21 protein-coding genes are annotated in these 20,991 nt (G+C 70.9%); 12 read left to right on the top strand and 9 right to left on the bottom strand.

All coding sequences use genetic code 11. The features are described from left to right. Nucleotides 1-138 precede the first annotated feature (138 nt). Entirely contained in the window at nucleotides 139-1,446 is a 1,308-nt protein-coding gene (locus tag ACIGO6_RS18445) for an MFS transporter (protein WP_399877151.1), read from the top strand. Here the strand turns inward: ACIGO6_RS18445 and ACIGO6_RS18440 are convergent. Continuing rightward, a complete protein-coding gene (locus tag ACIGO6_RS18440) occupies nucleotides 1,373-2,089 on the bottom strand; it encodes a PepSY domain-containing protein (RefSeq protein WP_399877148.1) in 717 nt (238 codons plus the stop codon). The two genes, ACIGO6_RS18445 and ACIGO6_RS18440, sit on opposite strands and share 74 nt — an antisense overlap. Nucleotides 2,090-2,235: 146 nt before the next feature. Here ACIGO6_RS18440 and ACIGO6_RS18435 point away from each other — a divergent pair, with 146 nt between their 5' ends. Together ACIGO6_RS18435 and ACIGO6_RS18430 are read left to right on the top strand one after the other, a co-directional pair. Further along, nucleotides 2,236-2,904, top strand: a complete 669-nt coding sequence (locus tag ACIGO6_RS18435; protein ID WP_399877145.1) for a response regulator transcription factor — start codon at nucleotides 2,236-2,238, stop codon at nucleotides 2,902-2,904. Next, nucleotides 2,901-4,307 (top strand): ATP-binding protein, encoded by a 1,407-nt coding sequence (locus ACIGO6_RS18430; protein WP_399877142.1) that lies wholly within the window; start codon nucleotides 2,901-2,903, stop codon nucleotides 4,305-4,307. Before ACIGO6_RS18435 ends, ACIGO6_RS18430 begins: the two co-directional genes overlap by 4 nt. A 43-nt stretch (nucleotides 4,308-4,350) precedes the next feature. Here ACIGO6_RS18430 and ACIGO6_RS18425 read toward each other — a convergent pair whose 3' ends face one another. The 4 genes from ACIGO6_RS18425 to ACIGO6_RS18410 all read right to left on the bottom strand — a co-directional run bounded on the left by ACIGO6_RS18425 (nucleotide 4,351) and on the right by ACIGO6_RS18410 (nucleotide 6,984). After that, nucleotides 4,351-4,827 (bottom strand): MarR family winged helix-turn-helix transcriptional regulator, encoded by a 477-nt coding sequence (locus tag ACIGO6_RS18425; RefSeq protein WP_073724102.1) that lies wholly within the window; start codon nucleotides 4,825-4,827, stop codon nucleotides 4,351-4,353. Nucleotides 4,828-4,925: 98 nt separating this feature from the next. Then, nucleotides 4,926-5,702, bottom strand: coding sequence for an AIM24 family protein (locus ACIGO6_RS18420; protein ID WP_399877138.1), 777 nt, complete (start codon nucleotides 5,700-5,702; stop codon nucleotides 4,926-4,928). Continuing rightward, nucleotides 5,699-6,349: an AIM24 family protein gene (locus tag ACIGO6_RS18415; RefSeq protein ID WP_399877136.1), complete on the bottom strand. Its 651-nt coding sequence runs from the start codon at nucleotides 6,347-6,349 to the stop codon at nucleotides 5,699-5,701. Before ACIGO6_RS18415 ends, ACIGO6_RS18420 begins: the two co-directional genes overlap by 4 nt. Before the next feature lie 2 nt (nucleotides 6,350-6,351). Beyond that, nucleotides 6,352-6,984, bottom strand: coding sequence for an AIM24 family protein (locus ACIGO6_RS18410; protein WP_399877133.1), 633 nt, complete (start codon nucleotides 6,982-6,984; stop codon nucleotides 6,352-6,354). A gap of 173 nt (nucleotides 6,985-7,157) precedes the next feature. On the opposite strand from ACIGO6_RS18410, the gene ACIGO6_RS18405 reads away from it, so the two are divergent. From ACIGO6_RS18405 to ACIGO6_RS18385, 5 genes are all read left to right on the top strand, one after another. After that, complete coding sequence (locus tag ACIGO6_RS18405) at nucleotides 7,158-7,502, top strand: DUF3817 domain-containing protein (protein WP_399877132.1); 345 nt, start codon at nucleotides 7,158-7,160, stop codon at nucleotides 7,500-7,502. Continuing rightward, nucleotides 7,499-7,792 (top strand): MTH1187 family thiamine-binding protein, encoded by a 294-nt coding sequence (locus ACIGO6_RS18400; protein WP_399877129.1) that lies wholly within the window; start codon nucleotides 7,499-7,501, stop codon nucleotides 7,790-7,792. The genes ACIGO6_RS18405 and ACIGO6_RS18400 overlap by 4 nt, the downstream gene beginning before the upstream one ends. Before the next feature lie 77 nt (nucleotides 7,793-7,869). Further along, on the top strand, nucleotides 7,870-8,379 hold the full coding sequence (locus tag ACIGO6_RS18395) for a MarR family winged helix-turn-helix transcriptional regulator (protein ID WP_399877126.1): 510 nt from the start codon (nucleotides 7,870-7,872) through the stop codon (nucleotides 8,377-8,379). Nucleotides 8,380-8,447: 68 nt separating this feature from the next. After that, on the top strand, nucleotides 8,448-8,786 hold the full coding sequence (locus tag ACIGO6_RS18390) for a DUF3817 domain-containing protein (RefSeq protein ID WP_399877123.1): 339 nt from the start codon (nucleotides 8,448-8,450) through the stop codon (nucleotides 8,784-8,786). Nucleotides 8,787-8,861: 75 nt separating this feature from the next. Next, nucleotides 8,862-10,562: a methylmalonyl-CoA mutase gene (locus tag ACIGO6_RS18385; RefSeq protein WP_399877122.1), complete on the top strand. Its 1,701-nt coding sequence runs from the start codon at nucleotides 8,862-8,864 to the stop codon at nucleotides 10,560-10,562. Here ACIGO6_RS18385 and ACIGO6_RS18380 read toward each other — a convergent pair. Further along, complete coding sequence (locus ACIGO6_RS18380) at nucleotides 10,559-11,221, bottom strand: TetR/AcrR family transcriptional regulator (RefSeq protein ID WP_399877119.1); 663 nt, start codon at nucleotides 11,219-11,221, stop codon at nucleotides 10,559-10,561. The genes ACIGO6_RS18385 and ACIGO6_RS18380 overlap by 4 nt on opposite strands. A 251-nt stretch (nucleotides 11,222-11,472) precedes the next feature. On the opposite strand from ACIGO6_RS18380, the gene ACIGO6_RS18375 reads away from it, so the two are divergent. From ACIGO6_RS18375 to ACIGO6_RS18360, 4 genes are all read left to right on the top strand, one after another. Further along, nucleotides 11,473-12,450 (top strand): tetratricopeptide repeat protein, encoded by a 978-nt coding sequence (locus ACIGO6_RS18375; protein WP_399877116.1) that lies wholly within the window; start codon nucleotides 11,473-11,475, stop codon nucleotides 12,448-12,450. A 661-nt stretch (nucleotides 12,451-13,111) separates the two neighbouring features. Next, nucleotides 13,112-13,753 (top strand): DUF6230 family protein, encoded by a 642-nt coding sequence (locus ACIGO6_RS18370; RefSeq protein WP_399877113.1) that lies wholly within the window; start codon nucleotides 13,112-13,114, stop codon nucleotides 13,751-13,753. Between the two features lie 192 nt (nucleotides 13,754-13,945). Continuing rightward, complete coding sequence (locus tag ACIGO6_RS18365; RefSeq protein ID WP_399877110.1) at nucleotides 13,946-14,530, top strand: DUF6114 domain-containing protein; 585 nt, start codon at nucleotides 13,946-13,948, stop codon at nucleotides 14,528-14,530. Further along, nucleotides 14,520-15,908, top strand: a complete 1,389-nt coding sequence (locus ACIGO6_RS18360) for a hypothetical protein (protein WP_399877107.1) — start codon at nucleotides 14,520-14,522, stop codon at nucleotides 15,906-15,908. Before ACIGO6_RS18365 ends, ACIGO6_RS18360 begins: the two co-directional genes overlap by 11 nt. Nucleotides 15,909-16,007: 99 nt before the next feature. Here ACIGO6_RS18360 and pyk read toward each other — a convergent pair whose 3' ends face one another. The 3 genes from pyk to pta form a co-directional block, all read right to left on the bottom strand. Continuing rightward, entirely contained in the window at nucleotides 16,008-17,438 is a 1,431-nt protein-coding gene (gene pyk / locus ACIGO6_RS18355) for a pyruvate kinase (RefSeq protein WP_399877104.1), read from the bottom strand. 74 nt (nucleotides 17,439-17,512) lie between these two features. Then, nucleotides 17,513-18,730: an acetate kinase gene (locus tag ACIGO6_RS18350; RefSeq protein ID WP_399877101.1), complete on the bottom strand. Its 1,218-nt coding sequence runs from the start codon at nucleotides 18,728-18,730 to the stop codon at nucleotides 17,513-17,515. Next, entirely contained in the window at nucleotides 18,727-20,820 is a 2,094-nt protein-coding gene (gene pta / locus ACIGO6_RS18345; protein ID WP_399877098.1) for a phosphate acetyltransferase, read from the bottom strand. The genes ACIGO6_RS18350 and pta overlap by 4 nt, the downstream gene beginning before the upstream one ends. Nucleotides 20,821-20,991 lie beyond the last annotated feature (171 nt).

Genomic DNA, 20,991 nt, shown 5'->3' with positions numbered 1-20,991 from the left:
GCGGCCAACGAGCCGCGCTGGTACGTTGACCGCGTGTTCCTCCTCTTGGCCTAGGACCCGCCCCGCACGCGACCGCCGCATCCGGCCGTCGCGCGCATCGGCGTCCCCTCGTTGCCTTCCTGCTGAGGAACCCTTCGCGTGTCCACGCCCCCCGAGCGGCCCTCGTACGCCGCTGTACTCCGCGTCCCCCATGCCCGCCGCACCTTCGCGGCCGCCCTCGTCGGCCGGCTGTCGTACGGCACGGTCTCCCTCTCCCTGATGCTCTCCCTGACCCGGTCCACCGGGTCCTACGCCGTGGCCGGCACCGGCATGGCGATCTTCGGCGCCACCGGCGTCCTCGTCTCCCCCTACCGCGCGGCACTCGTCGACCGGCACGGCCTGCGCCGTGCCCTGATCCCCATGGCCCTGCTGTACGCCGCCCTGCTCGGTGCGCTGGCGGCGCTCTGCCTGCGTCCCGGCGTGCCCGCGGCCGTGCTCGCCGTCGCCGCCGCGCTCGCGGGGGCCTGCACGCCGCCGCTCGGGTCCACGATGCGCGCGGTGTGGGCCGAACTGCTCCCGGACCGGCGGCTGTTGCAGCGTGCCTACAGCCTGGACGGTGTCGCCGAGGAACTGCTCTTCGTCTCCGGCCCGCTCCTGGTCGGTGGCGTTGTCGCGGTCGCGCCACCGGCCGCCGGTGTCGTGCTCAGCGCGTTGCTGGTGGCGGTGGGCACGCTCGCCTTCGCCGGCTCACCGGCGGCGGCCGCGCTGCGTCCGGCGGGCCGGGAGAAGGAGGACGGCCCCGCACCCGGGCGCGGCGGTACCGGACTGGGCCGGGCCCTGCTGCAGCCCGTCGTCGTCGCGGCGGGGGTCGGCGTCTCGGTGAGCGCCGTCGACCTCCTCGTCGTCGCCTACGCGGGGGAGCGCGGCCTGGGGGACGGAGCCGTCGCCTGGGTGCTCGCGGCCCTGTCGGTGGGCAGTGCGGTCGGTGGCCTCGCCAACGGCGCCGTCACGTGGCGTTCGCCCACCCGCGCCCGGCTCCCGTTCTTCGCGGCCGGTGTCGGCCTCTGCCTCGCCGCCGCGGGCCTCGCGCCCGGCCTCGGCACGCTGATCCTGGCCGTCACCTGTGCGGGCCTGTTCGTGGCGCCGGCGTTGACCACGGCGTACCTGATCGCCGACGAGAGCGCGGCGCCCGGTTTCCGGGTGCGGGCGGGCACCTGGTGCAACACCGCCGTGAACGCCGGCATGTCCGCCGGCGCCGCCGTGGTCGGCCTGCTGGTGGAACGGCTGCCGCTGCCGGTGTGCTTCGCGGTGTCCGGCGCGGTCGCCGCGGCGGCGGCGCTGGTGCCGGGGCGACCCCTCGGTCGCGGTCGCGGCGCCGAGCGGCCCGGGTTGCTCAGTCGTCGTCCGAGTCGGAGTCGTCCGAGTCCGAGCGGTCCGAGTCCGAGTCGTGCGAGCGATCGGCCGTGACCTTGCCCGACTTCGGGTCGACCCGCCAGTCATGCTCTCCCTTGCCGGAGGCGTGCGTCTCGACCTCCCAGGCGGGCTTGCCGTCGCCGTAGTAACCGTCCTCGTCCCACTCGACGGAGGTGACGGTGCCGTGGCCGGCCGCGGCCTTCGCGGCCTCGGCGGCGTTCACGGACGTGCCCTTCAGCGCGGCCCGGACCTCGTCGGTGTCGTCCTCGTCGTCCGTTTCCGAGCCGAGGACCTTGCCGGTCGCCGGGTCGATCCGGACGCTGTGCCAGGTGCCGTCGCCGGCGAGGACCTCGACCTCCCAGGCGGCGCGCTCGTCGCCGTCGTCGTCGCCGTCCTCGTCGTCCAGTTCGGCGGAGACGGCGGTGCCCGGCGTGTCCCGCAGGGCGGAGGCGATGGCGTCGGCCGCCGTCACCTTCGCGGAGGCGACGCGGACGTCGTCGTCCCGGTCGTCGGAGTCGTCCCGGTCGTTCGCGTCGTCGTGTGCGTCGTCGTGCGTGTCGTCGTCCGAGGCGACGCGCACGTCCGCCTGACGCGTCGTCGCGCCCGTGTCGTCGTCCCCCGTCGCCAGAGCCGTCGCCGTACCGCCTCCGATCAGTGCGGCGGCGGTGACGGCGGCGATGACGATGTTGCGCTTCATGTGCGTTTCCTCCCGAGTCATTGCGAGTCGTTGCGATTCGTTGCGAGTCGCTTCGATATCGACGCCTTCACTGTCTCGGACCGACGCTGAGGGCAGGCTGAAGCCGCCTGAAGGCGTCTTCAGCTTCGCTCTGGAACTCTTGACCCATGCGCCTGTTGATCGTGGAGGACGAGAAGCGCCTCGCCGTGTCGCTCGCCAAGGGCCTCACCGCCGAGGGCTACGCCGTGGACGTCGTCCACGACGGGCGGGAGGGACTGCACCGCGCCGGCGAGGGCACGTACGACCTCGTCATCCTCGACATCATGCTGCCCGGCCTCAACGGCTACCGCGTCTGCGCCGCCCTGCGCGCCGCCGGGCACGACGTGCCGATCCTGATGCTCACCGCCAAGGACGGCGAGTACGACGAGGCGGAGGGACTGGACACGGGCGCGGACGACTACCTCACCAAGCCCTTCTCGTACGTCGTCCTCGTCGCGCGCGTGAAGGCCCTGCTGCGGCGACGGGCGCAGGGCGCCGGGGCCTCGCCCGTGCACGTCCACGGGGACCTGAAGGTCGACACCGCCGCCCGCCGGGTCTTTCTCGGCGAGGCCGAAGTCACTCTCACGGCCAAGGAGTTCGCGGTCCTGGAGCAGTTGGTGGTGCGGGCCGGGCAGGTCGTGTCCAAGGCGGAGATCCTGGAGCACGTCTGGGACTTCGCCTACGCCGGTGACCCCAACATCGTCGAGGTGTACGTCAGCGCCCTCAGGCGCAAGCTGCGTGCCGGGCTCATCCGGACCGTGCGCGGCGCCGGGTACCGGCTGGAGGGCGGGCGATGAGCCGGCTCTTCGGGTCGGTCCGCGCCCGGGCCACGCTCGCCGCGACCCTCGTGGTCGCCGTCGCCCTCGTCGCGGCCGGCGCCGCCGTCCTGCTGTCCCTGCGCTCCAACCTGCTCGGCGAGGCCGGCACCCAGGCGGAGCGCTCCGCGCGGGAGGTCGCCACCGAGCTGGCCGTCGGAACGCCGTACGGCGAGCTCTCGCTGGACGTGGACGACCGGCCGGTGCAGGTCGTGGACGAGGACGGCGGGCTGGTCGCCGCCAGCGAGGACCTCGAGCGGATCAGCGGCACCGGCACCGACGCGGTGAAGCCGCAGCCGGCCGCTCCCCGCGACGGGGAGGACGACGACGATGACGACTCCGGCGAGTCCCTCGAACCCGGTGAGATCGGTGAGCGGATCACCGCCGGCGACGGCTCGGCGACGATCGACGGCGACACGGAGGACTACCGCTTCGCCGCCGTACCCGTGAAGACCGAGGACCGGGGCAGGCTCACCGTCTGGGCCGGCGCCCCCCTGTCCGCCGAGCACGGCGCCGTGAACACCGCGCTCACCGTCATGCTGATCGGCTTCCCGGTGCTGCTCGCGGTCGTCGCATGGGTGACCTGGCTGGTCACCCGGCGTGCGCTGCGCCCGGTGGAGGGCATCCGGCGCGAGATGGCCGCGATCACCGCCAGCGAGGACCTCGCGCGCCGCGTCCCGGTGCCGGGCACCCACGACGAGGTGGCCCGGCTGGCGTCGACCACCAACCAGACGCTGGCCGCCCTCGAGGCCTCGGTGGAGCGGCAGCGGCGGTTCGTCGCCGACGCCTCGCACGAGCTGCGCAGCCCGATCGCCTCGCTGCGCACCCAGCTGGAGGTGGCCGCCGCCCACCCGGAACTGCTCGACCTCGACGGCGCCGTGGAGGACACCGTACGGCTGCAGCACCTCGCCGCCGACCTGTTGCTGCTGGCCAGGCTGGACGCGGGGGAGCGGCCCGCCGACGCGCGCGTCGACCTCGCCGCGCTCGCGCGGGAGGAGGCCGGGGGCCGGGCCGGGGTGACGGTGGGGGGCGAGGAGGAGGTGACCGTGGCCGGGTCGCGAGGACAACTCGGGCGGGTGCTGGCCAACCTGCTCGACAACGCCCAGCGGCACGCCCGCTCGGCGGTGGAGGTGTCCGTGCGACGGGACGGCGACATGGCCGTGGTCGCGGTGGCCGACGACGGCGAGGGTGTGCCGGCCGCCGACCGGGAGCGGATCTTCGAGCGGTTCGTACGGCTCGACGCCGCCCGCAGCCGCGACGACGGCGGCGCCGGTCTCGGCCTGGCCATCGCCCGCGACGTCGCCGTACGCCACGGCGGCACGCTCACGGTCCACGACGCACCGGCAGGCGGGGCCCTGTTCGAGCTCCGCCTGCCGGGTGCCTAGGCCGTTTCCCAGGCTGTGATCAAGGGTGTGATCAACGCTGTGGTCAAGGACGCCCGCGCTGCCCGCGCAGGTGCTCCGCGATGGGCTTGAGCGCCTTGTCGAGCTCGGTGAGGGCCTCGGGGGCGAGCAGGTCGATGAAGTGCCTGCGGACGGAGGCCACATGGTGCGGCGCGACCTTCCGCATCGTCTCCAGGCCGTGCTCGGTGAGCACGGCGTAGAGCCCGCGGCGGTCGGACTCGCAGTTCTCCCGGCGGACCAGGTTCGCGTTCTCCATGCGGGTGATCTGGTGGGAGAGGCGGCTCTTGGACTGCATCGTGGCGGTGGCCAGGTCGCTCATCCGCATGCGGTCGCCCTCCGACTCGGAGAGGTTCACCAGGATTTCGTAGTCGTTCATTGTCAGGCCGAACGGCTGCAGGTCCTTCTCGAGCTGGTGCGTCAACAGCCTGTTGACCTCCAGGTGGGTGCGCCAAGCACACTGCTCCGTATCGGTCAGCCAGCGGGTGGCCGTCTCGGTCTCCATGAATGAAGTCTACCTAAAAGGTTGAAAGGCGAACTAGTGAGGGGTTCGTGACGGTGACGGTGCGCACGCGTTCGATGTCACACTCCGCAGATTACCGCTCACAGCCCGAAGCGGCGCTGGAGGTCTCCCAGCTGTCCGGGAAGCCCCGGTACCCCGGACCGCCCTCCCGGCCCGGCGGACGCTCCGCCGCCGGGCACCCCCGCCTGCTGCGGAGGAGCTCCCACGGCCTGCCCCTTCATCAGTGTCTCGCTCGACTGCAGCAGCACCGTCCCCGCCCCGACGAACTCGAACTGGTGCTCCTCCCCGGAGGCCCCGCCGAGGCCCGTCATGGCACGTAGACCGCCCAGCAGGCCGGTCATGTAGCCGTGGTCGTAGTGATGGCACGGCGACGGGCAGTCGGCCCAGCCGACCAGGGCCTGCGGGTCGACCCGGATCGGGGGTTCCATGAACACCACCGGACCGTTCGACGCGGCCACGAACTTTCCGGTTCCGATCAGCGTCAGGAATCCCGGCACGATCGACTGCTTGAGGGCGAGACTTGGCTGAAAAGCGAGCAGGTTGCCCGAGCGAATGGTCAGGTTGCCGTCTTCGAGGTCATACGAATTCACCTCGAAGGCCCGGTCGGCGAGGAGCATCTTGCCCGAGCCCTCGGCCACGACCCAGTCGCTCGCGTGCAGAGGCGAATGGAAGGACGTACGCACCAGACGGTCCAGCCGACCGTGCCCCACCCCGTTGAACTCGATCGACCCGTAGTAGGCGATCATCTTCCCCTTCTGCAGGAACCACTGGCTCCCCTTGAGCTCCACGCAGAAGGTGTACGCGTTGACGTTGTCGTCGGCCGGCAGCGTCGCCGGGTCGTGGTGAACCGTGCTCACAGTTTCTCCTCGGACGCCTGGACGAACACCGTGCCGCTGCCGCTGAGCTCCAGCTGGAACGCCTCGCCGGAGCCTCGCCCCACCATGTCCCGCCAGCCCAGCGCCGTGGACAGCTTGTTGCGCACGTCCCCGTGGTGGGCGACGTAGGCCTGCGGGTCGACGCGCACCGGCCGCTGCGGGGTGATGGGGACCTCGAAGACGCCCCCGTGGGCCATCACCGCCACCGAGCCGTGGCCCCTGAGCGTCGTCGTGAACAGCCCCTGCCCGCTGACCTGCCCGCGCACCATGCCCATCACCCCGCCCTGCGAGCCCAGGAACACCGTGCCCTGCTCCAGAGTGCCCTCGAAGGCGAGGAGCCGGTCCGCCTCCACGTACAGCGTGTCGCCGGAGAGGTTGATCACCTGCACGTGATGGCCCCCGTGCCCGAAGAACACCGTGCCGCTGCCCTCGACGGTCATCAGCGGGGTGTCCTCGTTCGCCACCCGGCGGCCGATCATCGACATGACACCGCCCTGCCCGCCCCGCAGGTTCGGAGTGAAGGACACCTCACCCTGGTACGCGAGCATCGCGCCGCGCTGACTGAACAGCCGCTGCCCGGGCGAGACGTCCGCCCGGACCATCTTGGAATTGATCTCCTGGAAGGCCATGGTCAGACATCCCCCGCGATCGTGTTCCGCTCGCTCGGCTGCACGTACACCAGTCCGTCGCCCTCGAAGCGGATCTGGAAGGCCTCTCCGCCGCCCTCCCCGAACAGCGTGCGGAACGTCACACCCGACTGGAAGGACTGCCGCAGGTTCCCCTGGTGCGCCACGTACGCCCCCGGGTCGACGGTCAGCGGGTACTGCGCGCTGACCCGCAGCACCACCGCCGGACCGTCCGACATGATCGCCGCCTGCCCGTGCCCCTCGATGGTCGTGGTGAACAGCCCGTTGCCCTGCGAGGCGCCGCGCGCGCCCGTGAAACTGGTGCCGGTCCGCAGCCCGGCGTCCGCCGCCAGGAAGTTGCTGGACTCCACGTACAGCTTGTCGCCCTGGAGACCCACGAGAGTGATCTCCGAGGCCCGGTCCGCGAACCAGCAGGTCCCCTGCCCCTTCACCTCCATCACCGTCATCTGCTCACCGGTGATCCGCCGGGTCACCATCCCCCGGATCCCCTCACCGCCGCCGCTCAGCTTCTTGAAGGCCATCTCCCCGTCGTACGCGACCATCGAGCCGTTCTTCGCCTTCACGGCGTCTCCGGTCATGTCGACGGCGAGGACCCTGCTGCCTTGAAGTCGGAACATCGCCACAAATGGGAAGGTAGCCCGCCGGACCGGGCTGCCGACAGTGCTCCGACCCCCTCACCCGGGCGCGTCGGGGGTTTGCCACAATGGACACGCGCTTGTGCGCACGTTCACAAACCGCCGGCTCGTCGGCGCGCCCCGAGTACCGACCCCTCTCCCACCGAAGGTGACCCGTGGACCTCAAGACCGCCTCCGCCCTCCGCCGCCTCCGCCTGGTCTCCGGCCCCGAGGCGATCTCGTTCCTCCTGCTGCTCGTCTGCTCCGTACTGAAGCGGACCACGGACTTCAACGCGGTGCCGGTGATGGGAGCGGTCCACGGCTTCCTCTTCGTCGTGTACGTGCTCTTCTGGGCGGATGCCTGGAACCGCGCCAAGTGGTCCTTCGGCACCGCCGCCTTCTACTTCGTGATGTCGGTCCTGCCGACCGGCGGCTTCTTCGCCGAGCGCAAGCTCAAGCGTGAGGCCGAGAGCGCGGTCATCGCCTCCCGCGCCCGCCAGGAAGGGATCGTCAACGCATGATCATCGCCTTCTCGGTGACCCCGCTCGGCGTCGGCGAGGACGTGGGGGAGTACGTCGCCGACGCCGTCCGGGTGGTCCGCGAGTCCGGCCTGCCGAACCGCACCGACGCGATGTTCACGTCCGTCGAGGGCGAGTGGGACGAGGTCATGGACGTCGTCCGCCGAGCCGTCGCCGCCGTCGAGGCCCGGGCGCCGCGCGTCTCCCTCGTCCTCAAGGCGGACATCCGCCCCGGCGTGACGGACGGCCTCACGTCGAAGGTCGAGACGGTGGAGCGGCACCTCGCAGAGTAGCCGTGTGCCGCGGGCGGTGGTACCGAAGGGCGAGACGGGGCTGACCGGGATGTGACCGGCCGGTAAGGTCTGATGCCGTGCCGAAGCCCCTCAGTCTCTCCTTCGACCCCATCGCCCGCGCCGACGAACTCTGGAAGCAGCGCTGGGGCGGCGTGCCCTCCATGGCGGCGATCACCTCGATCATGCGGGCGCACCAGATCCTGCTGGCCGAGGTCGACGCCGTGGTCAAGCCGTACGGGCTGACCTTCGCGCGCTACGAGGCGCTGGTGCTGCTCACCTTCTCCAAGTCGGGCGAGCTGCCGATGTCCAAGATCGGCGAGCGCCTCATGGTGCACCCCACCTCCGTGACGAACACCGTCGACCGGCTGGTGAGGTCCGGCCTGGTCGACAAGCGCCCCAACCCCAACGACGGCCGCGGCACGCTCGCCTCCATCACCGACAAGGGCCGCGAGGTCGTCGAGTCGGCCACGCGCGACCTGATGGCGATGGACTTCGGCCTGGGCGCGTACGACGCCGAGGAGTGCGCCGAGATCTTCGCGATGCTCCGGCCGCTGCGGGTCGCCGCGGGGGACTTCGAGGAGGAGTGAGCGACGCCCCGGGCGCGTCGGTGGGGTCGCCGCAAGATCGCGCGAAACGGGCGGTTACGCTCGTACGCATGAAAAAGAGCGTGCTGACCCGCTACCGGGTCATGGCGTACGTCACCGGTGTGCTGCTGATCGCGCTGTGCCTTGGCATGATCGCCAAGTACGCCCTGAAGATGGACGGCGCCGCCGACTTCACCCAGGTCGTCAGCATCGCCCACGGCTGGCTGTACGTCGTCTATCTCATCTTCGCCTTCGACCTGGGGTCCAAGGCGAAGTGGCCGGTGAAGAAGCAGCTCTGGGTGCTGCTCGCCGGGACCGTTCCGACGGCCGCCTTCTTCGTGGAGCGTCGGATCAGCCAGGAGCTGGACGCGAAGGTCGCCGGGGCCGAGCCGGCGCCCGCCAAGGCCTGACCCCACCGCCGTACGGACACCCGTACGGCGGTCCCCCATCGACATTTACTTGGACGTCCTAGTAAATTCGAAGGTATGGACGCTGACGCCATTGAGGAAGGCCGCCTTCGGTGGCAGGCCCGGTACGACGCGGCGCGCAAGCGCGACGCCGACTTCACCACGCTCTCCGGCGATCCGGTGGAGCCGGTGTACGGGCCCCGGCCCGGGGACGCCTACGAGGGCTTCGAACGGATCGGCTGGCCGGGGGAGTACCCCTTCACCCGCGGCCTGTATCCGACCGGCTACCGGGGGCGCACCTGGACCATCCGGCAGTTCGCGGGGTTCGGCAACGCCGAGCAGACCAACGAGCGCTACAAGATGATCCTCCGCAACGGCGGAGGAGGGCTGTCCGTCGCCTTCGACATGCCGACGCTGATGGGGCGCGACTCCGACGACCCGCGCTCGCTCGGCGAGGTCGGGCACTGCGGCGTCGCCATCGACTCGGCCGCCGACATGGAGGTGCTGTTCAAGGACATCCCGCTCGGGGACGTGACGACCTCCATGACGATCAGCGGGCCGGCCGTGCCCGTGTTCTGCATGTACCTGGTCGCCGCCGAGCGGCAGGGCGTCGACGCGTCCGTCCTGAACGGCACGCTGCAGACCGACATCTTCAAGGAGTACATCGCCCAGAAGGAGTGGCTCTTCCAGCCCGAGCCGCACCTGCGTCTGATCGGCGACCTGATGGAGTACTGCGCGGCCGGCATCCCCGCCTACAAGCCGCTGTCGGTCTCCGGGTACCACATCCGCGAGGCGGGCGCGACGGCCGCGCAGGAGCTGGCGTACACGCTGGCGGACGGCTTCGGGTACGTGGAGCTGGGGCTCTCGCGCGGGCTGGACGTGGACGTCTTCGCGCCCGGTCTCTCCTTCTTCTTCGACGCGCACGTCGACTTCTTCGAGGAGATCGCCAAGTTCCGCGCGGCGCGCAGGATCTGGGCGCGGTGGATGCGGGACGTGTACGGCGCGCGGTCCGACAAGGCGCAGTGGCTGCGCTTCCACACCCAGACCGCCGGTGTCTCACTGACCGCGCAGCAGCCGTACAACAACGTGGTGCGTACGGCCGTGGAGGCGCTGGCGGCGGTGCTCGGCGGGACGAACTCCCTGCACACCAACGCGCTCGACGAGACCCTCGCCCTGCCCAGCGAGCAGGCCGCCGAGATCGCCCTGCGCACCCAGCAGGTGCTGATGGAGGAGACCGGTGTCGCGGGCGTCGCCGATCCGCTGGGCGGTTCCTGGTTCGTCGAGCAGCTGACGGACCGGATCGAGGCCGACGCGGAGAAGATCTTCGAGCAGATAAGGGAGCGGGGGCTCAGGGCCCACCCCGACGGGCAGCACCCCATCGGGCCGATCACCTCCGGCATCCTGCGCGGCATCGAGGACGGCTGGTTCACCGGCGAGATCGCCGAGTCGGCCTTCCGGTACCAGCAGGCGCTGGAGAAGGGCGACAAGAAGGTCGTCGGTGTCAACGTCCACACCGGGTCCGTCACCGGTGACCTGGAGATCCTGCGGGTCAGCCACGAGGTCGAGCGGGAGCAGGTGCGGGTGCTGGGCGAGCGCAAGGCCGCCCGCGACGACGCGGCCGTGCGGGCCGCGCTGGACGGCATGCTGGCCGCGGCGCGCTCCGGCGGGAACATGATCGAGCCGATGCTGGACGCCGTGCGGGCGGAGGCGACGCTGGGTGAGATCTGTGGGGTACTGCGGGAGGAGTGGGGGGTGTACACGGAGCCGGCGGGGTTCTAGGCGCCGGCTGGAAGGTCACCCGCCGGGGGCTCCGGTGGTTCGGGTTGTCCGGTGGTGAGGCCCCACAGCAGTACCCGTGTGAGATCGCGCACCCATTCCCCGTCCGCCGGCTCCGCGCTGACCAGGGTGCGGTGCACCACCGCGCCCGCGACCACGTCGAAGATGAGGTCGACGGTGCGGGCCGCCTCCGCCGCGTCCGGCTCGGGGGGCAGCTCGCCCCTGGTCTGGGCGCGGGCCCTGCCCTCCAGCACCAGGCGTTTCTGCCGCTCGACGATCGACGTGCGGATGCGCTCGCGCAGGGCGTCGTCGCGGGTGGACTCGGCGACCACCGCCATCAGGCCGCTCTTGGCCTCCGGGCGGGCCAGGATCGCCGCGAACTGGAGCACCACGCCCTCGATGTCGGCGGCGAGACAGCCGCGGTCGGGGAGTTCGAGCTCGTCGAAGAGCTCCGCCACCGCGTCGACCACCAGCTCGTTCTTGCCCGCCCAGCGACGATAGAGCGTCGTCTTGGCAACCCCGGCGCGCGTCGCGACGTCTCCCAGGGTGAGCTTCGACCAGCCCAGGTCGACCAGTGCCGCCCGCGTCGCGGCCAGGATCGCGGCGTCCGCCGCGGCGCTGCGCGGGCGTCCGGTACGGCCGGCGGGTGGGCTGCTCTGCATCCCCCGACCCTAACGGGCCGGTTCCGCATCGCCGTCCGTGAGGGAGATCACTGGAGCGGGGTGTTCCGGCGGCCTCTGATGGCATTACGCTACGGGTCGTAGCGAAAGGCGTGGGTTCCACCCGTGCCCCAGCGACGACCACGGGCGCGGGTGGGGACCCGGCGCCGAGCGAACACTGCAGACGAACACTTCAGGGCGGGCTTTTCGACCCGCTTTTCACGCACGCGCGGAGTACGGGGGAGGATAGGCCCATGCAGCCACGGAACATGTCCATGAGCGGGGTCGTCGACCTCGCCGCGGTGAAGGCGGCCCAGGAGGCCAAGGCGAAGGCGGAGCAGGCGCGCGCCGAGGCGGCCCGGCACGGTGGGGCGGGGGCCGTCTCCCCGGCCGATCTCGTCATCGACGTCGACGAGGCCGGCTTCGAGAGTGATGTCCTGCAGCGGTCCACCGAGGTTCCGGTCGTCATCGACTTCTGGGCCGAGTGGTGCGAGCCCTGCAAGCAGTTGAGCCCGGTCCTGGAGCGGCTCGCCGTCGAGTACAACGGGCGCTTCCTCCTCGCCAAGATCGACGTCGACGCCAACCAGATGCTGATGCAGCAGTTCGGCGTCCAGGGGATCCCGGCCGTGTTCGCGGTCGTCGCCGGTCAGGCGCTGCCGCTCTTCCAGGGTGCCGCCGGTGAGGCGCAGATCCGTCAGACCCTGGACCAGTTGGTGCAGGTCGCCGAGGAGCGCTTCGGTCTGACCGGTCTCGCCGTCGACCCCGAGGCGGAGCCGGGGGACCGGTCCGCCGCCGCCCCCGAGCGTCCGGCCGGGCCGCACGACGCGGCGCTCGAGGCCGCCGTGCAGGCGCTGGACGCGGGTGATCTGGGCGGCGCCGTCCAGGCGTACAAGAACGTGCTGGCCGAGGACCCCGGTAACACCGAGGCCAAACTGGGTCTGGCGCAGGCCGAGTTGCTCCAGCGCGTGCAGAACGCCGACCCGCAGCGGGTGCGTCAGGAAGCGGCCGACAAGCCGGGCGACGCCCAGGCGCAGATCGCCGCCGCCGACCTGGACCTGGTGGGCGGTCATGTGGAGGACGCCTTCGGGCGCCTCATCGACACGGTGCGCGTGACGGCGGGCGACGAGCGGGACGCCGTACGGCTGCGGCTGCTGGAGCTGTTCGAGGTGGTCGGCGCGGAGGACCCGCGGGTGGCCGCGGCACGCAGGGCGCTCGCCCGCGCGTTGTTCTGAGCCGGTTTCGGCCCCTTCGGGCGACCGGTCCGCGACCGGTCGGCGGGTGGTACCCGTGTGAAGGAGCTGTCGACGTGACGCCAGTGCGGCCGCGCTTTACCAAATCTTGGTAATCGCGGCCGCTGTTACTGCCAGTAAGTCGGTGACGGGCGAGCGGCGTCGATCTGTCGGATTCTGTCCAGCGATCAATAGTTTTGTTCCGCCCCGGTGGCACACCCAGCGTCGCCGTTCGGGGCCGGTGCGTCGTGCCGTGGTTATCCGGCCGTTACTAGTGAGTAACGAACCCCCTTGTGTCGACGGCGAGAATGCACCACGATCGGCGACGCTCGGTCCATTCCCGCACCCCGAAAGCCAGTCGGGTCGCGGGGCTTCCTGGGTCCCCACCGAGTAGAGCCGGCGGCAGTGGAGCCGGCTCTTGGGCAGGGGGGTCTTCGCCCACCCGGCGAAGCCTGTCCAGCAGGGTTGTGCGTGATGCGTGTCAGGCGCGACCAGTGGTTGTCGCTCGGGGGTGATCGCCGGTGATTCGGGCGCGTTTACGTGCCGTCGAGCTCGGGCGCTCTCCTTCCCGAGGACGTAGCACTTCTCCCATCCCTGCCAGGCCGAGCCGCCGATCCCGGAGGCGGGCCGAGGCCAGGAGATGTACGTCCGAGAAGGAGGAAATATGGAGTCCCAGGTGCGTGGCGGGACCAGATGGAAGCGGTTCGCTGTGGTCATGGTGCCCAGCGTGGCCGCCACGGCGTGTGTGGGTATCGGACTGGCGCAGGGTGCCCTCGCGGCGTCGTTCAGCGTCTCCGGCCAGGAGTTCAAGGTCAAGGCCGAACATCTCGAGGGATGGGGCTTCGCCCAGTACGGCGGTCTCGACTCCGGCTACACCTCGACCGAGGGTGACAAGAAGACCCAGCGCCCGGTCGCGATCTCGTCGTTCGACCGTGCCGAGATCACCAAGATGTGCCAGTCCGTCAAGACGGAGATTCCCCTCATAGGGAAGTCGATCTACCTCCGTCTTGAGGCGGGTCCGGACAAGGACCACAAGGTCGAGGCCAAGAACCTCTACATCGACGTCGCTCAGCTCGACGCCGACGCCACCTTCACCAACATCGACATCGGTGTGGCGGCTGGGGACAAGACCCGCGGCCCGGCGCTGAAGGACCCGAGCGTCAAGCCCGGTGCCTTCGCCCAGCAGGCGGAGAAGGCGGACCTCAGGGGCGTCGAGCAGACGGCGTGGGCGACCACGGCCGGCACCTTCAAGCTCAGCGGCCTGAAGATGCGCCTCGGCGCGGACCCCAAGATGGAGTGCTTCTGACGGGCCTTCGCCCGTGAGGTGTCCTCGGCCTGCTGAGCTGCCGGGGAGGGGCGGGGAGGCGACCGCTTCCCCGCCCCCGCACACCGCCCCGCTGCCGCGCAGCGGGTGCTCGCACACAACCAGACCTTTCCGGCTTCTCCATGCCTAGGCCGAGCCGATACGTACGTTCACCGGACCAGGGAGCTGTTTTCCATGAGTGCCGAGACTCCGGTCCAGAGCGCCGGGAACTTCACCCGGCTGCGTCTGCGATTCCGCGCCTGGCGGGGCAGCCGGCCATTCTGGGCGGGTCTGCTGACCCTGCTGGGCGGGGTGCCCATCGCCTACTTCCCCTACGCCACGCTCAAGCTGGGCAACATGTCGATCGCCATGGCGACGACCGCCGGCGCGGGCTCGCTGATCATCGGCGTGCTGCTCATCACGCTGGGGCTGACGATGTGGTTCCAGGCGGCGACCCGGATCTTCGCGGGTGTCGCGGCGATCCTCCTCGCACTGGTGTCCCTGGTGGTGTCCAACATTGGCGGCTTCCTGATCGGCTTCCTGCTGGCGCTGATCGGCGGTGCGCTCGCCGTCTCCTGGGCGCCCGGCAGGGCGAAGCCCGAGGAGCCGGGTGAGCCGGACGCCTCCGACGGGCCCGCGGGAGAAGGGGCCGCGAAGGACCTTCCGGCGGGCGCCGACGCCACGGCATCGGAGCCGCACGCGTCGTACGAGGCCGGCGACACCGGGGAGGCGGACGGGCCCCGGGCCGCGGAGCGCACCGGGGGGTACCGTGTCGGCTGACGAGCTCCGCGACCAGAGTGCCGATGCTTTCCGCCGAGTGAGAACAGGGCCGCGCCACGCGGCCCCCAAGAAGCCGCTCTTCACCAGGTTCCACGTGCCCAGGGGCAAGGCGATAGCCCTGGCCGCGATGCCGACGGCGGTCCTCATGGGGATGGGGTTCACGCCGACGCTGGCGCTCGCCGACGGCAACGACGGGGCGCCGCCGGCCAACAGCCTGACGGCCGAGGAGTACAAGGCCTGCATGGCCCTCCTGGAGGATGCCGAGGAGAAGTCCTCCGAGTCCCCCGAGCCTTCGGCTTCGGCGTCCGAGAAGACCGGGAACGCCAAGGAGGAGGCCAAGGACGACGCCGAGGAGCCGGACCCCTCCGCCTCCTCGACGGACTCCGGGGCCAAGGATACGGACGCGAAGGACACGGACGCGAAGGACTCGGACGCCAAGGCCACGGGTTCGTCCTCTTCGTCGGATTCAGGTTCCGACGACGAGGCCGCCCCGGCCCCCTCCGCGTCGAAGGAGGCGCAGAGCCAGGAGGCGGCGTCCCCCTCGCCGTCCGCGAGCGAGAGCGCCGGCCTGCTCGAGGGCCTCGGCGACGCCATCGAGGGCATCTTCACCGGCGGCCGGCAGGCCGAGGAGAGCCCGAGCCCCACGCCGACCCCCTCGGCCTCGGCGTCCGACGCCGTGAAGGACACGACCGGGAAGGTCACCGACACGGCCAAGGGCGCCGTGGAGGACACGACCGACGCGGCCTCCGGGGCGGCCGGGGACACCGAGGAGACCGTCGAGAAGGCGGCGGAGGCGACGAAGGAGGCCGCCGAGGAGGCGAAGGAGTCCGAGGAGTCCGAAGAGGCGGGCGACGACGCCACCGCCTCCCCCGACCCGTCGGAGAGCGCGTCCGCCGACCCGGAGGACTGCCCGGTCGCCACGGACGAGAAGGGCGGCATCGACAACGCCATCCTCCTGCCCGACGAGCCCTGGCGGCTCAACGCCAGCTCGCTGACGCTGAAGGGCGCCTCCTACAAGGGCATCGTCGAGGTGCGGACGGCCAACGGCACCACCAAGAAGGTGCTGAAGTACGTCGTGTCCAACGGCACCGACATCGGCGACCTGCACCAGACGGTGAAGGACGAGCCGAACGGCAAGACCTACCACGTGCAGGCGGCCAAGGGCTCGACGTCCACGATCCGCGACGGCGACACGGTGATGTACACCGAGAGCATCTCGGGCAACCTGCTCGGGCTGATCCCGATCACTTTCGACCCGGAGCACCCGCCGCCGCTGGACATCCCGCTGATCTACTTCACGAAGGTGACGGTGGTCCAGGCCGGTCAGTTCGGCGGCACCCTGCACGTCCCCGGGCTGCAGCAGTACGTCACCGACTGAGCCCGCCCACAGGCCCGTTCGGGAGCCGCACACACGCCGAGGGCGCCCCCTGCGACAGGGGGCGCCCTCGGCGCCGTACAGCGGCCGTGCGCGCGGGGGTCAGCCGCGTCGGGTCTCGCCCAGGTGGTGGACGCGGACCATGTTGGTGGTGCCGGGGACGCCGGGGGGCGAGCCGGCGGTGATCACGACGATGTCGCCGTCGTTGAACCGGCCGAGGCGGACCGTCTCCTGGTCCACCAGGTCGACCATCTCGTCGGTGGTGTTCACGAACGGCACCACGTGCGGCTCCACGCCCCAGCTGAGCGCCAGCTGGTTGCGGGTGGACTCGTCGGTGGTGAAGGCGAGGATCGGCTGGGTCGCGCGGTAGCGCGAGAGCCGGCGGGCCGTGTCACCGGACTGGGTGAAGGCCACCAGGCCCTTGCCGCCGAGGAAGTCGGCGATCTCGGCGGCGGCACGGGCCACCGAACCGCCCTGCGTGCGCGGCTTCTTGCCCGGCACCAGCGGCTGCAGGCCCTTGGACAGCAGCTCCTGCTCGGCCGCCGTGACGATCTTCGACATCGTCTTCACGGTCTCGATCGGGTACGCGCCCACCGACGACTCGGCCGACAGCATGACCGCGTCCGCGCCGTCCAGGATCGCGTTGGCCACGTCGGAGGCCTCGGCGCGGGTCGGCCGGGAGTTGGTGATCATCGACTCCATCATCTGCGTCGCCACGATCACCGGCTTGGCGTTGCGCCGGCACAGCTCGATCAGGCGCTTCTGCACCATGGGGACCTTCTCGAGCGGGTACTCGACGGCCAGGTCGCCACGGGCGACCATCACGCCGTCGAACGCCATCACGACGTCCTCCATGTTCTCGACCGCCTGCGGCTTCTCCACCTTGGCGATCACGGGGACGCGGCGGCCCTCCTCGTCCATCACGCGGTGGACGTCGGCGACGTCCTTGGCGTCCCGGACGAAGGAGAGGGCGACCAGGTCGCAGCCCATGCGCAGCGCGAAGCGGAGGTCCTCGACGTCCTTCTCGGACAGCGCGGGGACGTTCACCGCCGCGCCGGGCAGGTTGATGCCCTTGTGGTCGGAGATGACGCCGCCCTCGATGACGATCGTCCTGACCCGGGGGCCCTCGACCTCGGTGACCTTCAGCTCGACGTTGCCGTCGTTGATGAGGACCTGGTCGCCCTTGGTCACGTCGCCGGGCAGGCCCTTGTACGTCGTGCCGCAGATCGTCCGGTCGCCCGGCACGTCCTCGGTGGTGATGGTGAACTCGTCACCCCGCACCAGCTCGACGGGACCCTCGGCGAAGGTCTCCAGGCGGATCTTCGGGCCCTGCAGGTCGGCGAGGACACCGATGGCCCGGCCGGTCTCCTTGGCGGCGGCCCGGACCCGGTCGTAACGGCCCTGGTGCTCGGCGTGGGTGCCGTGGCTGAAGTTGAAGCGGGCCACGTTCATGCCGGCTTCGATCAGAGCGACGAGCTGCTCGTGGGAGTCGACCGCGGGGCCGAGAGTACAGACGATTTTCGAACGGCGCATGGGGGCCATCCTATCGGTTTGTTTCGGCGCGGAATATTCCGTCTGGCGGAAAATACAAAAGGGCGGGATGCCGCTCAGGTGAGATTCCCCGAATCATTTACCAGCGCGTAGGTCTGTGTCGCGATCTCCATTTCCTCGTCCGTCGGCACCACCGCCACCGCCACCCGGGCGTCCGCGGGCGATATCAGCCGCGCCCCGTCACCGCGTACGGCGTTCAGCTCGGGGTCGACCGCCAGGCCCAGCCCCTCCAGGCCCGCCACGGCGGCCTCCCGCACCGGCGCCGAGTTCTCGCCGACCCCGGCCGTGAAGGCCACCGCGTCCACCCGCCCCAAAACGGCGTAATAGGCGCCGATGTACTTCTTCAACCGGTGAATGTAGATGTCGAAGGCCAGCCGCGCCCGCTCGTCACCGGCGTCCACACGGCGGCGGATCTCCCGCATGTCGTTGTCGCCGCACAGTCCGATCAGACCACTCCTCTTGTTGAGAAGAGTGTCGATCTCGTCGGCGGACATTTCACCAACACGCATCAAATGGAAGATGACGGCCGGGTCCATGTCTCCCGAGCGCGTACCCATCACGAGCCCCTCCAAAGGCGTCAGACCCATGGAGGTGTCCACGCACCGGCCGCCCCGCACCGCCGAGGCGGACGCCCCGTTGCCCAGGTGCAGCACGATGACGTTCACGTCCTCGGGCGCCCTGCCCAGCAGCTTCGCGGTCTCACGGGAGACGTAGGCGTGCGAGGTGCCGTGGAAGCCGTAGCGCCGGATGCGGTGCGCGTCGGCCGTCTCGACGTCGATGGCGTAGCGGGCCGCGGACTCCGGCATCGTCGTGTGGAACGCCGTGTCGAAGACGGCGACCTGCGGCAGGTCCGGGCGCAGCGCCTGCGCGGTGCGGATGCCGGTGAGGTTGGCCGGATTGTGCAGCGGGGCGACCGGCACCAGCCGCTCGATCTCGGCGAGCACGGCGTCGTCCACCACGGTCGGCTCGCTGAACCTCAGACCGCCGTGCACCACCCGGTGCCCGATCGCGGCCAGGTCCGGCGAGTCCAGGCCGAGGCCGTCCTTGGCCAGCTCCGCCGCCACCGCCTTCAGCGCGGCGTCGTGGTCGGGCACGGACCCGCTCCACCCACGCGTCTCGCCACCCGTCGGCGTGTGCTTGAGCCGTGAGGTCTCCTCACCGATCCGCTCGACGAGACCCACCGCCAGCCGCGCGTGGTCGCGCATGTCGAGCAGCTGGTACTTCACCGACGAGGAGCCGGAGTTGAGGACGAGGACACGGGTGGGGCTGCTCACAGGTCGGACGCCTTCTCGCTGGGGGACTGCTGGGCCTGGATCGCCGTGATGGCGACCGTGTTGACGATGTCCTGGACGAGCGCTCCCCGGGACAGGTCGTTGACCGGCTTGCGCAGACCCTGCAGGACCGGGCCCACGGCGATCGCGCCGGCCGAGCGCTGCACCGCCTTGTACGTGTTGTTGCCGGTGTTCAGGTCGGGGAAGATCAGCACGCTGGCCTGCCCGGCGACCTCCGAGTCGGGCAGCTTGGTCGCGGCGACCGACGGCTCCACGGCGGCGTCGTACTGGATCGGCCCCTCGACGCGCAGGTCGGGCCGGCGCGAACGGACGAGCTCCGTCGCCTCGCGCACCTTGTCGACGTCGGCGCCCGAACCGGACGTGCCCGTCGAGTACGACAGCATCGCGATCCGCGGATCCACCCCGAACCGCGCCGCCGTGGACGCCGACTGCGTCGCGATGTCGGCGAGCTGCTCGGCGTTCGGGTCCGGGTTGACCGCGCAGTCGCCGTAGACCAGGACCTTGTCGGCCAGGCACATGAAGAAGACCGAGGAGACGATCGACGCCTCCGGCTTGGTCTTGATGATCTCGAAGGCCGGACGGATCGTCGCCGCCGTCGAGTGCACCGACCCCGACACCATGCCGTCGGCCAGCCCCTCCTGCACCATCAGCGTGCCGAAGTAGTTGACGTCGGAGACGACGTCGTACGCCAGCTCCACGGTGACGCCCTTGTGGGCGCGCAGGGCCGCGTACTTCTCGGCGAAGGAGTCGCGCAGCTCGGACACCGCGGGGTCGATCAGCTGCGCGCCCTCCAGGTCGATGCCCAGGTCGGCGGCCTTCTTGCGGATCTGCTCGACCGGGCCCAGCAGCGTCAGCTCGCACACGCCCCGGCGCAGCAGCACCTCGGCCGCGTGCAGCACCCGCTCCTCGGTGCCCTCCGGGAGGACGACCCGGCGCAGGTCGGAACGGGCCTGCTCCAGCAGCGTGTGCTCGAACATCATCGGCGTGACGCGGTCGCTGCTCGGCGCGGAGACGCGCCTGCTCAGCTCGGCGGTGTCGACGTGCCGCTCGAAGAGGCCGAGGGCGGTCTCCGCCTTGCGCGGGGTGGCCGCGTTCAGCTTGCCCTCCAGGGAGAACAGCTGCTCGGCGGTGGGGAAGCTGTTGCCGGTCACCGCGAGCACCGGTGTACCGGGGGCGAGGCGGGCGGCGAGGGTGAGGATGCCGTCGCCGGGCACCTCGTTCAGGGTCAGCAGCACGCCGGCTATCGGCGGGGTGCCGGCGCTGTGCGCAGCCAGCGAGCCGACCACCAGGTCGGCGCGGTCGCCGGGGGTGATGACCAGACAGCCCGGGGTCAGGGCGCCCAGCAGGTTGGGCAGCATGGCCCCGCCGAAGACGAAGTCCAGCGCGTCGCGGGCGAGTCCGGAGTCGTCGCCGAGGACCACCCGGGCGCCGAGGGCGTGCGCGATCTGCGAGACGGTCGGCGCCGACAGGGCGGGCTCGTCCGGTACGACCCAGCAGGGCACCGGCAGCCGGTTCGCGAGCCGCTCGGCGATCCGGTCCCGGTCCTCGCGGGCCACCCGGTTGGTCACCATGGCCAGCACGTCGCAGCCCAGCCCGTCGTAGGCGCGGAAGGCGTTGACCGTCTCGGCGAGCACCGACTCCGCGGTCTGCTTGCGGCCGCCCACCACCGGGAGCACCGAGGCCCCGAACTCGTTGGCGAGCCGCGCGTTCAGCGACAGCTCGTCCGGGAACTGCGTGTCGGCGTAGTCGGTGCCGAGGACGAGGACCACGTCGTAGTCGCGGGCGACCAGGTGGAAGCGGTCGACCAGCGCGGACACCAGCTCGTCCGTGCCCTGTTCGGCCTGGAGCGCGGACGCCTCCTGGTAGTCCATGCCGTACACGGTCGCCGGGTCCTGCGCCAGCCGGTAGCGGGCGCGCAGCAGTTCGAAGAGCCGGTCCGGCCCGTCGTGGACCAGGGGACGGAAGACGCCGACCCGGTCGACCTGCCGGGTCAGGAGCTCCATCACCCCCAGCTCGACGACCTGGCGGCCGTCGCCGCGGTCGATACCGGTCACGTACACGCTGCGCGTCACGCGTGCTCTCCGTTTCGTCTGGTGGCGGCTTCGTCCGGGCGACTGCCCCGTGCCCGGGGTGGCGACTCCCGTGCACAAAAATCGCCCACCGGGGTGAGCGGAACCCTCTTGACAATACCTCCGGCGATGGATAAGGCGCCCGTCAGCGCCCGCCAGTGCCCCTCGGCGCCC

Origin of the sequence: Streptomyces sp. NPDC053750, from assembly GCF_044544295.1 — a bacterium.
In the GTDB taxonomy this organism is placed as follows: domain Bacteria; phylum Actinomycetota; class Actinomycetes; order Streptomycetales; family Streptomycetaceae; genus Streptomyces.
This window is presented reverse-complemented; position numbering and strand designations above follow the sequence as displayed.

Bases quoted from the DNA above. Each gene is read 5' to 3' on its own strand.
- ACIGO6_RS18440 (WP_399877148.1), bottom strand. From the start codon at position 2,089: ATGAAGCGCAACATCGTCATCGCCGCCGTCACCGCCGCCGCACTGATC.
- ACIGO6_RS18435 (WP_399877145.1), top strand. From the start codon at position 2,236: ATGCGCCTGTTGATCGTGGAGGACGAGAAGCGCCTCGCCGTGTCGCTC.
- ACIGO6_RS18430 (WP_399877142.1), top strand. From the start codon at position 2,901: ATGAGCCGGCTCTTCGGGTCGGTCCGCGCCCGGGCCACGCTCGCCGCG.
- ACIGO6_RS18425 (WP_073724102.1), bottom strand. From the start codon at position 4,827: ATGGAGACCGAGACGGCCACCCGCTGGCTGACCGATACGGAGCAGTGT.
- ACIGO6_RS18415 (WP_399877136.1), bottom strand. From the start codon at position 6,349: ATGGCCTTCCAGGAGATCAATTCCAAGATGGTCCGGGCGGACGTCTCG.
- ACIGO6_RS18410 (WP_399877133.1), bottom strand. From the start codon at position 6,984: ATGTTCCGACTTCAAGGCAGCAGGGTCCTCGCCGTCGACATGACCGGA.
- ACIGO6_RS18400 (WP_399877129.1), top strand. From the start codon at position 7,499: ATGATCATCGCCTTCTCGGTGACCCCGCTCGGCGTCGGCGAGGACGTG.
- ACIGO6_RS18390 (WP_399877123.1), top strand. From the start codon at position 8,448: ATGAAAAAGAGCGTGCTGACCCGCTACCGGGTCATGGCGTACGTCACC.
- ACIGO6_RS18385 (WP_399877122.1), top strand. From the start codon at position 8,862: ATGGACGCTGACGCCATTGAGGAAGGCCGCCTTCGGTGGCAGGCCCGG.
- ACIGO6_RS18380 (WP_399877119.1), bottom strand. From the start codon at position 11,221: ATGCAGAGCAGCCCACCCGCCGGCCGTACCGGACGCCCGCGCAGCGCC.
- ACIGO6_RS18375 (WP_399877116.1), top strand. From the start codon at position 11,473: ATGCAGCCACGGAACATGTCCATGAGCGGGGTCGTCGACCTCGCCGCG.
- ACIGO6_RS18370 (WP_399877113.1), top strand. From the start codon at position 13,112: ATGGAGTCCCAGGTGCGTGGCGGGACCAGATGGAAGCGGTTCGCTGTG.
- ACIGO6_RS18365 (WP_399877110.1), top strand. From the start codon at position 13,946: ATGAGTGCCGAGACTCCGGTCCAGAGCGCCGGGAACTTCACCCGGCTG.
- pyk (WP_399877104.1), bottom strand. From the start codon at position 17,438: ATGCGCCGTTCGAAAATCGTCTGTACTCTCGGCCCCGCGGTCGACTCC.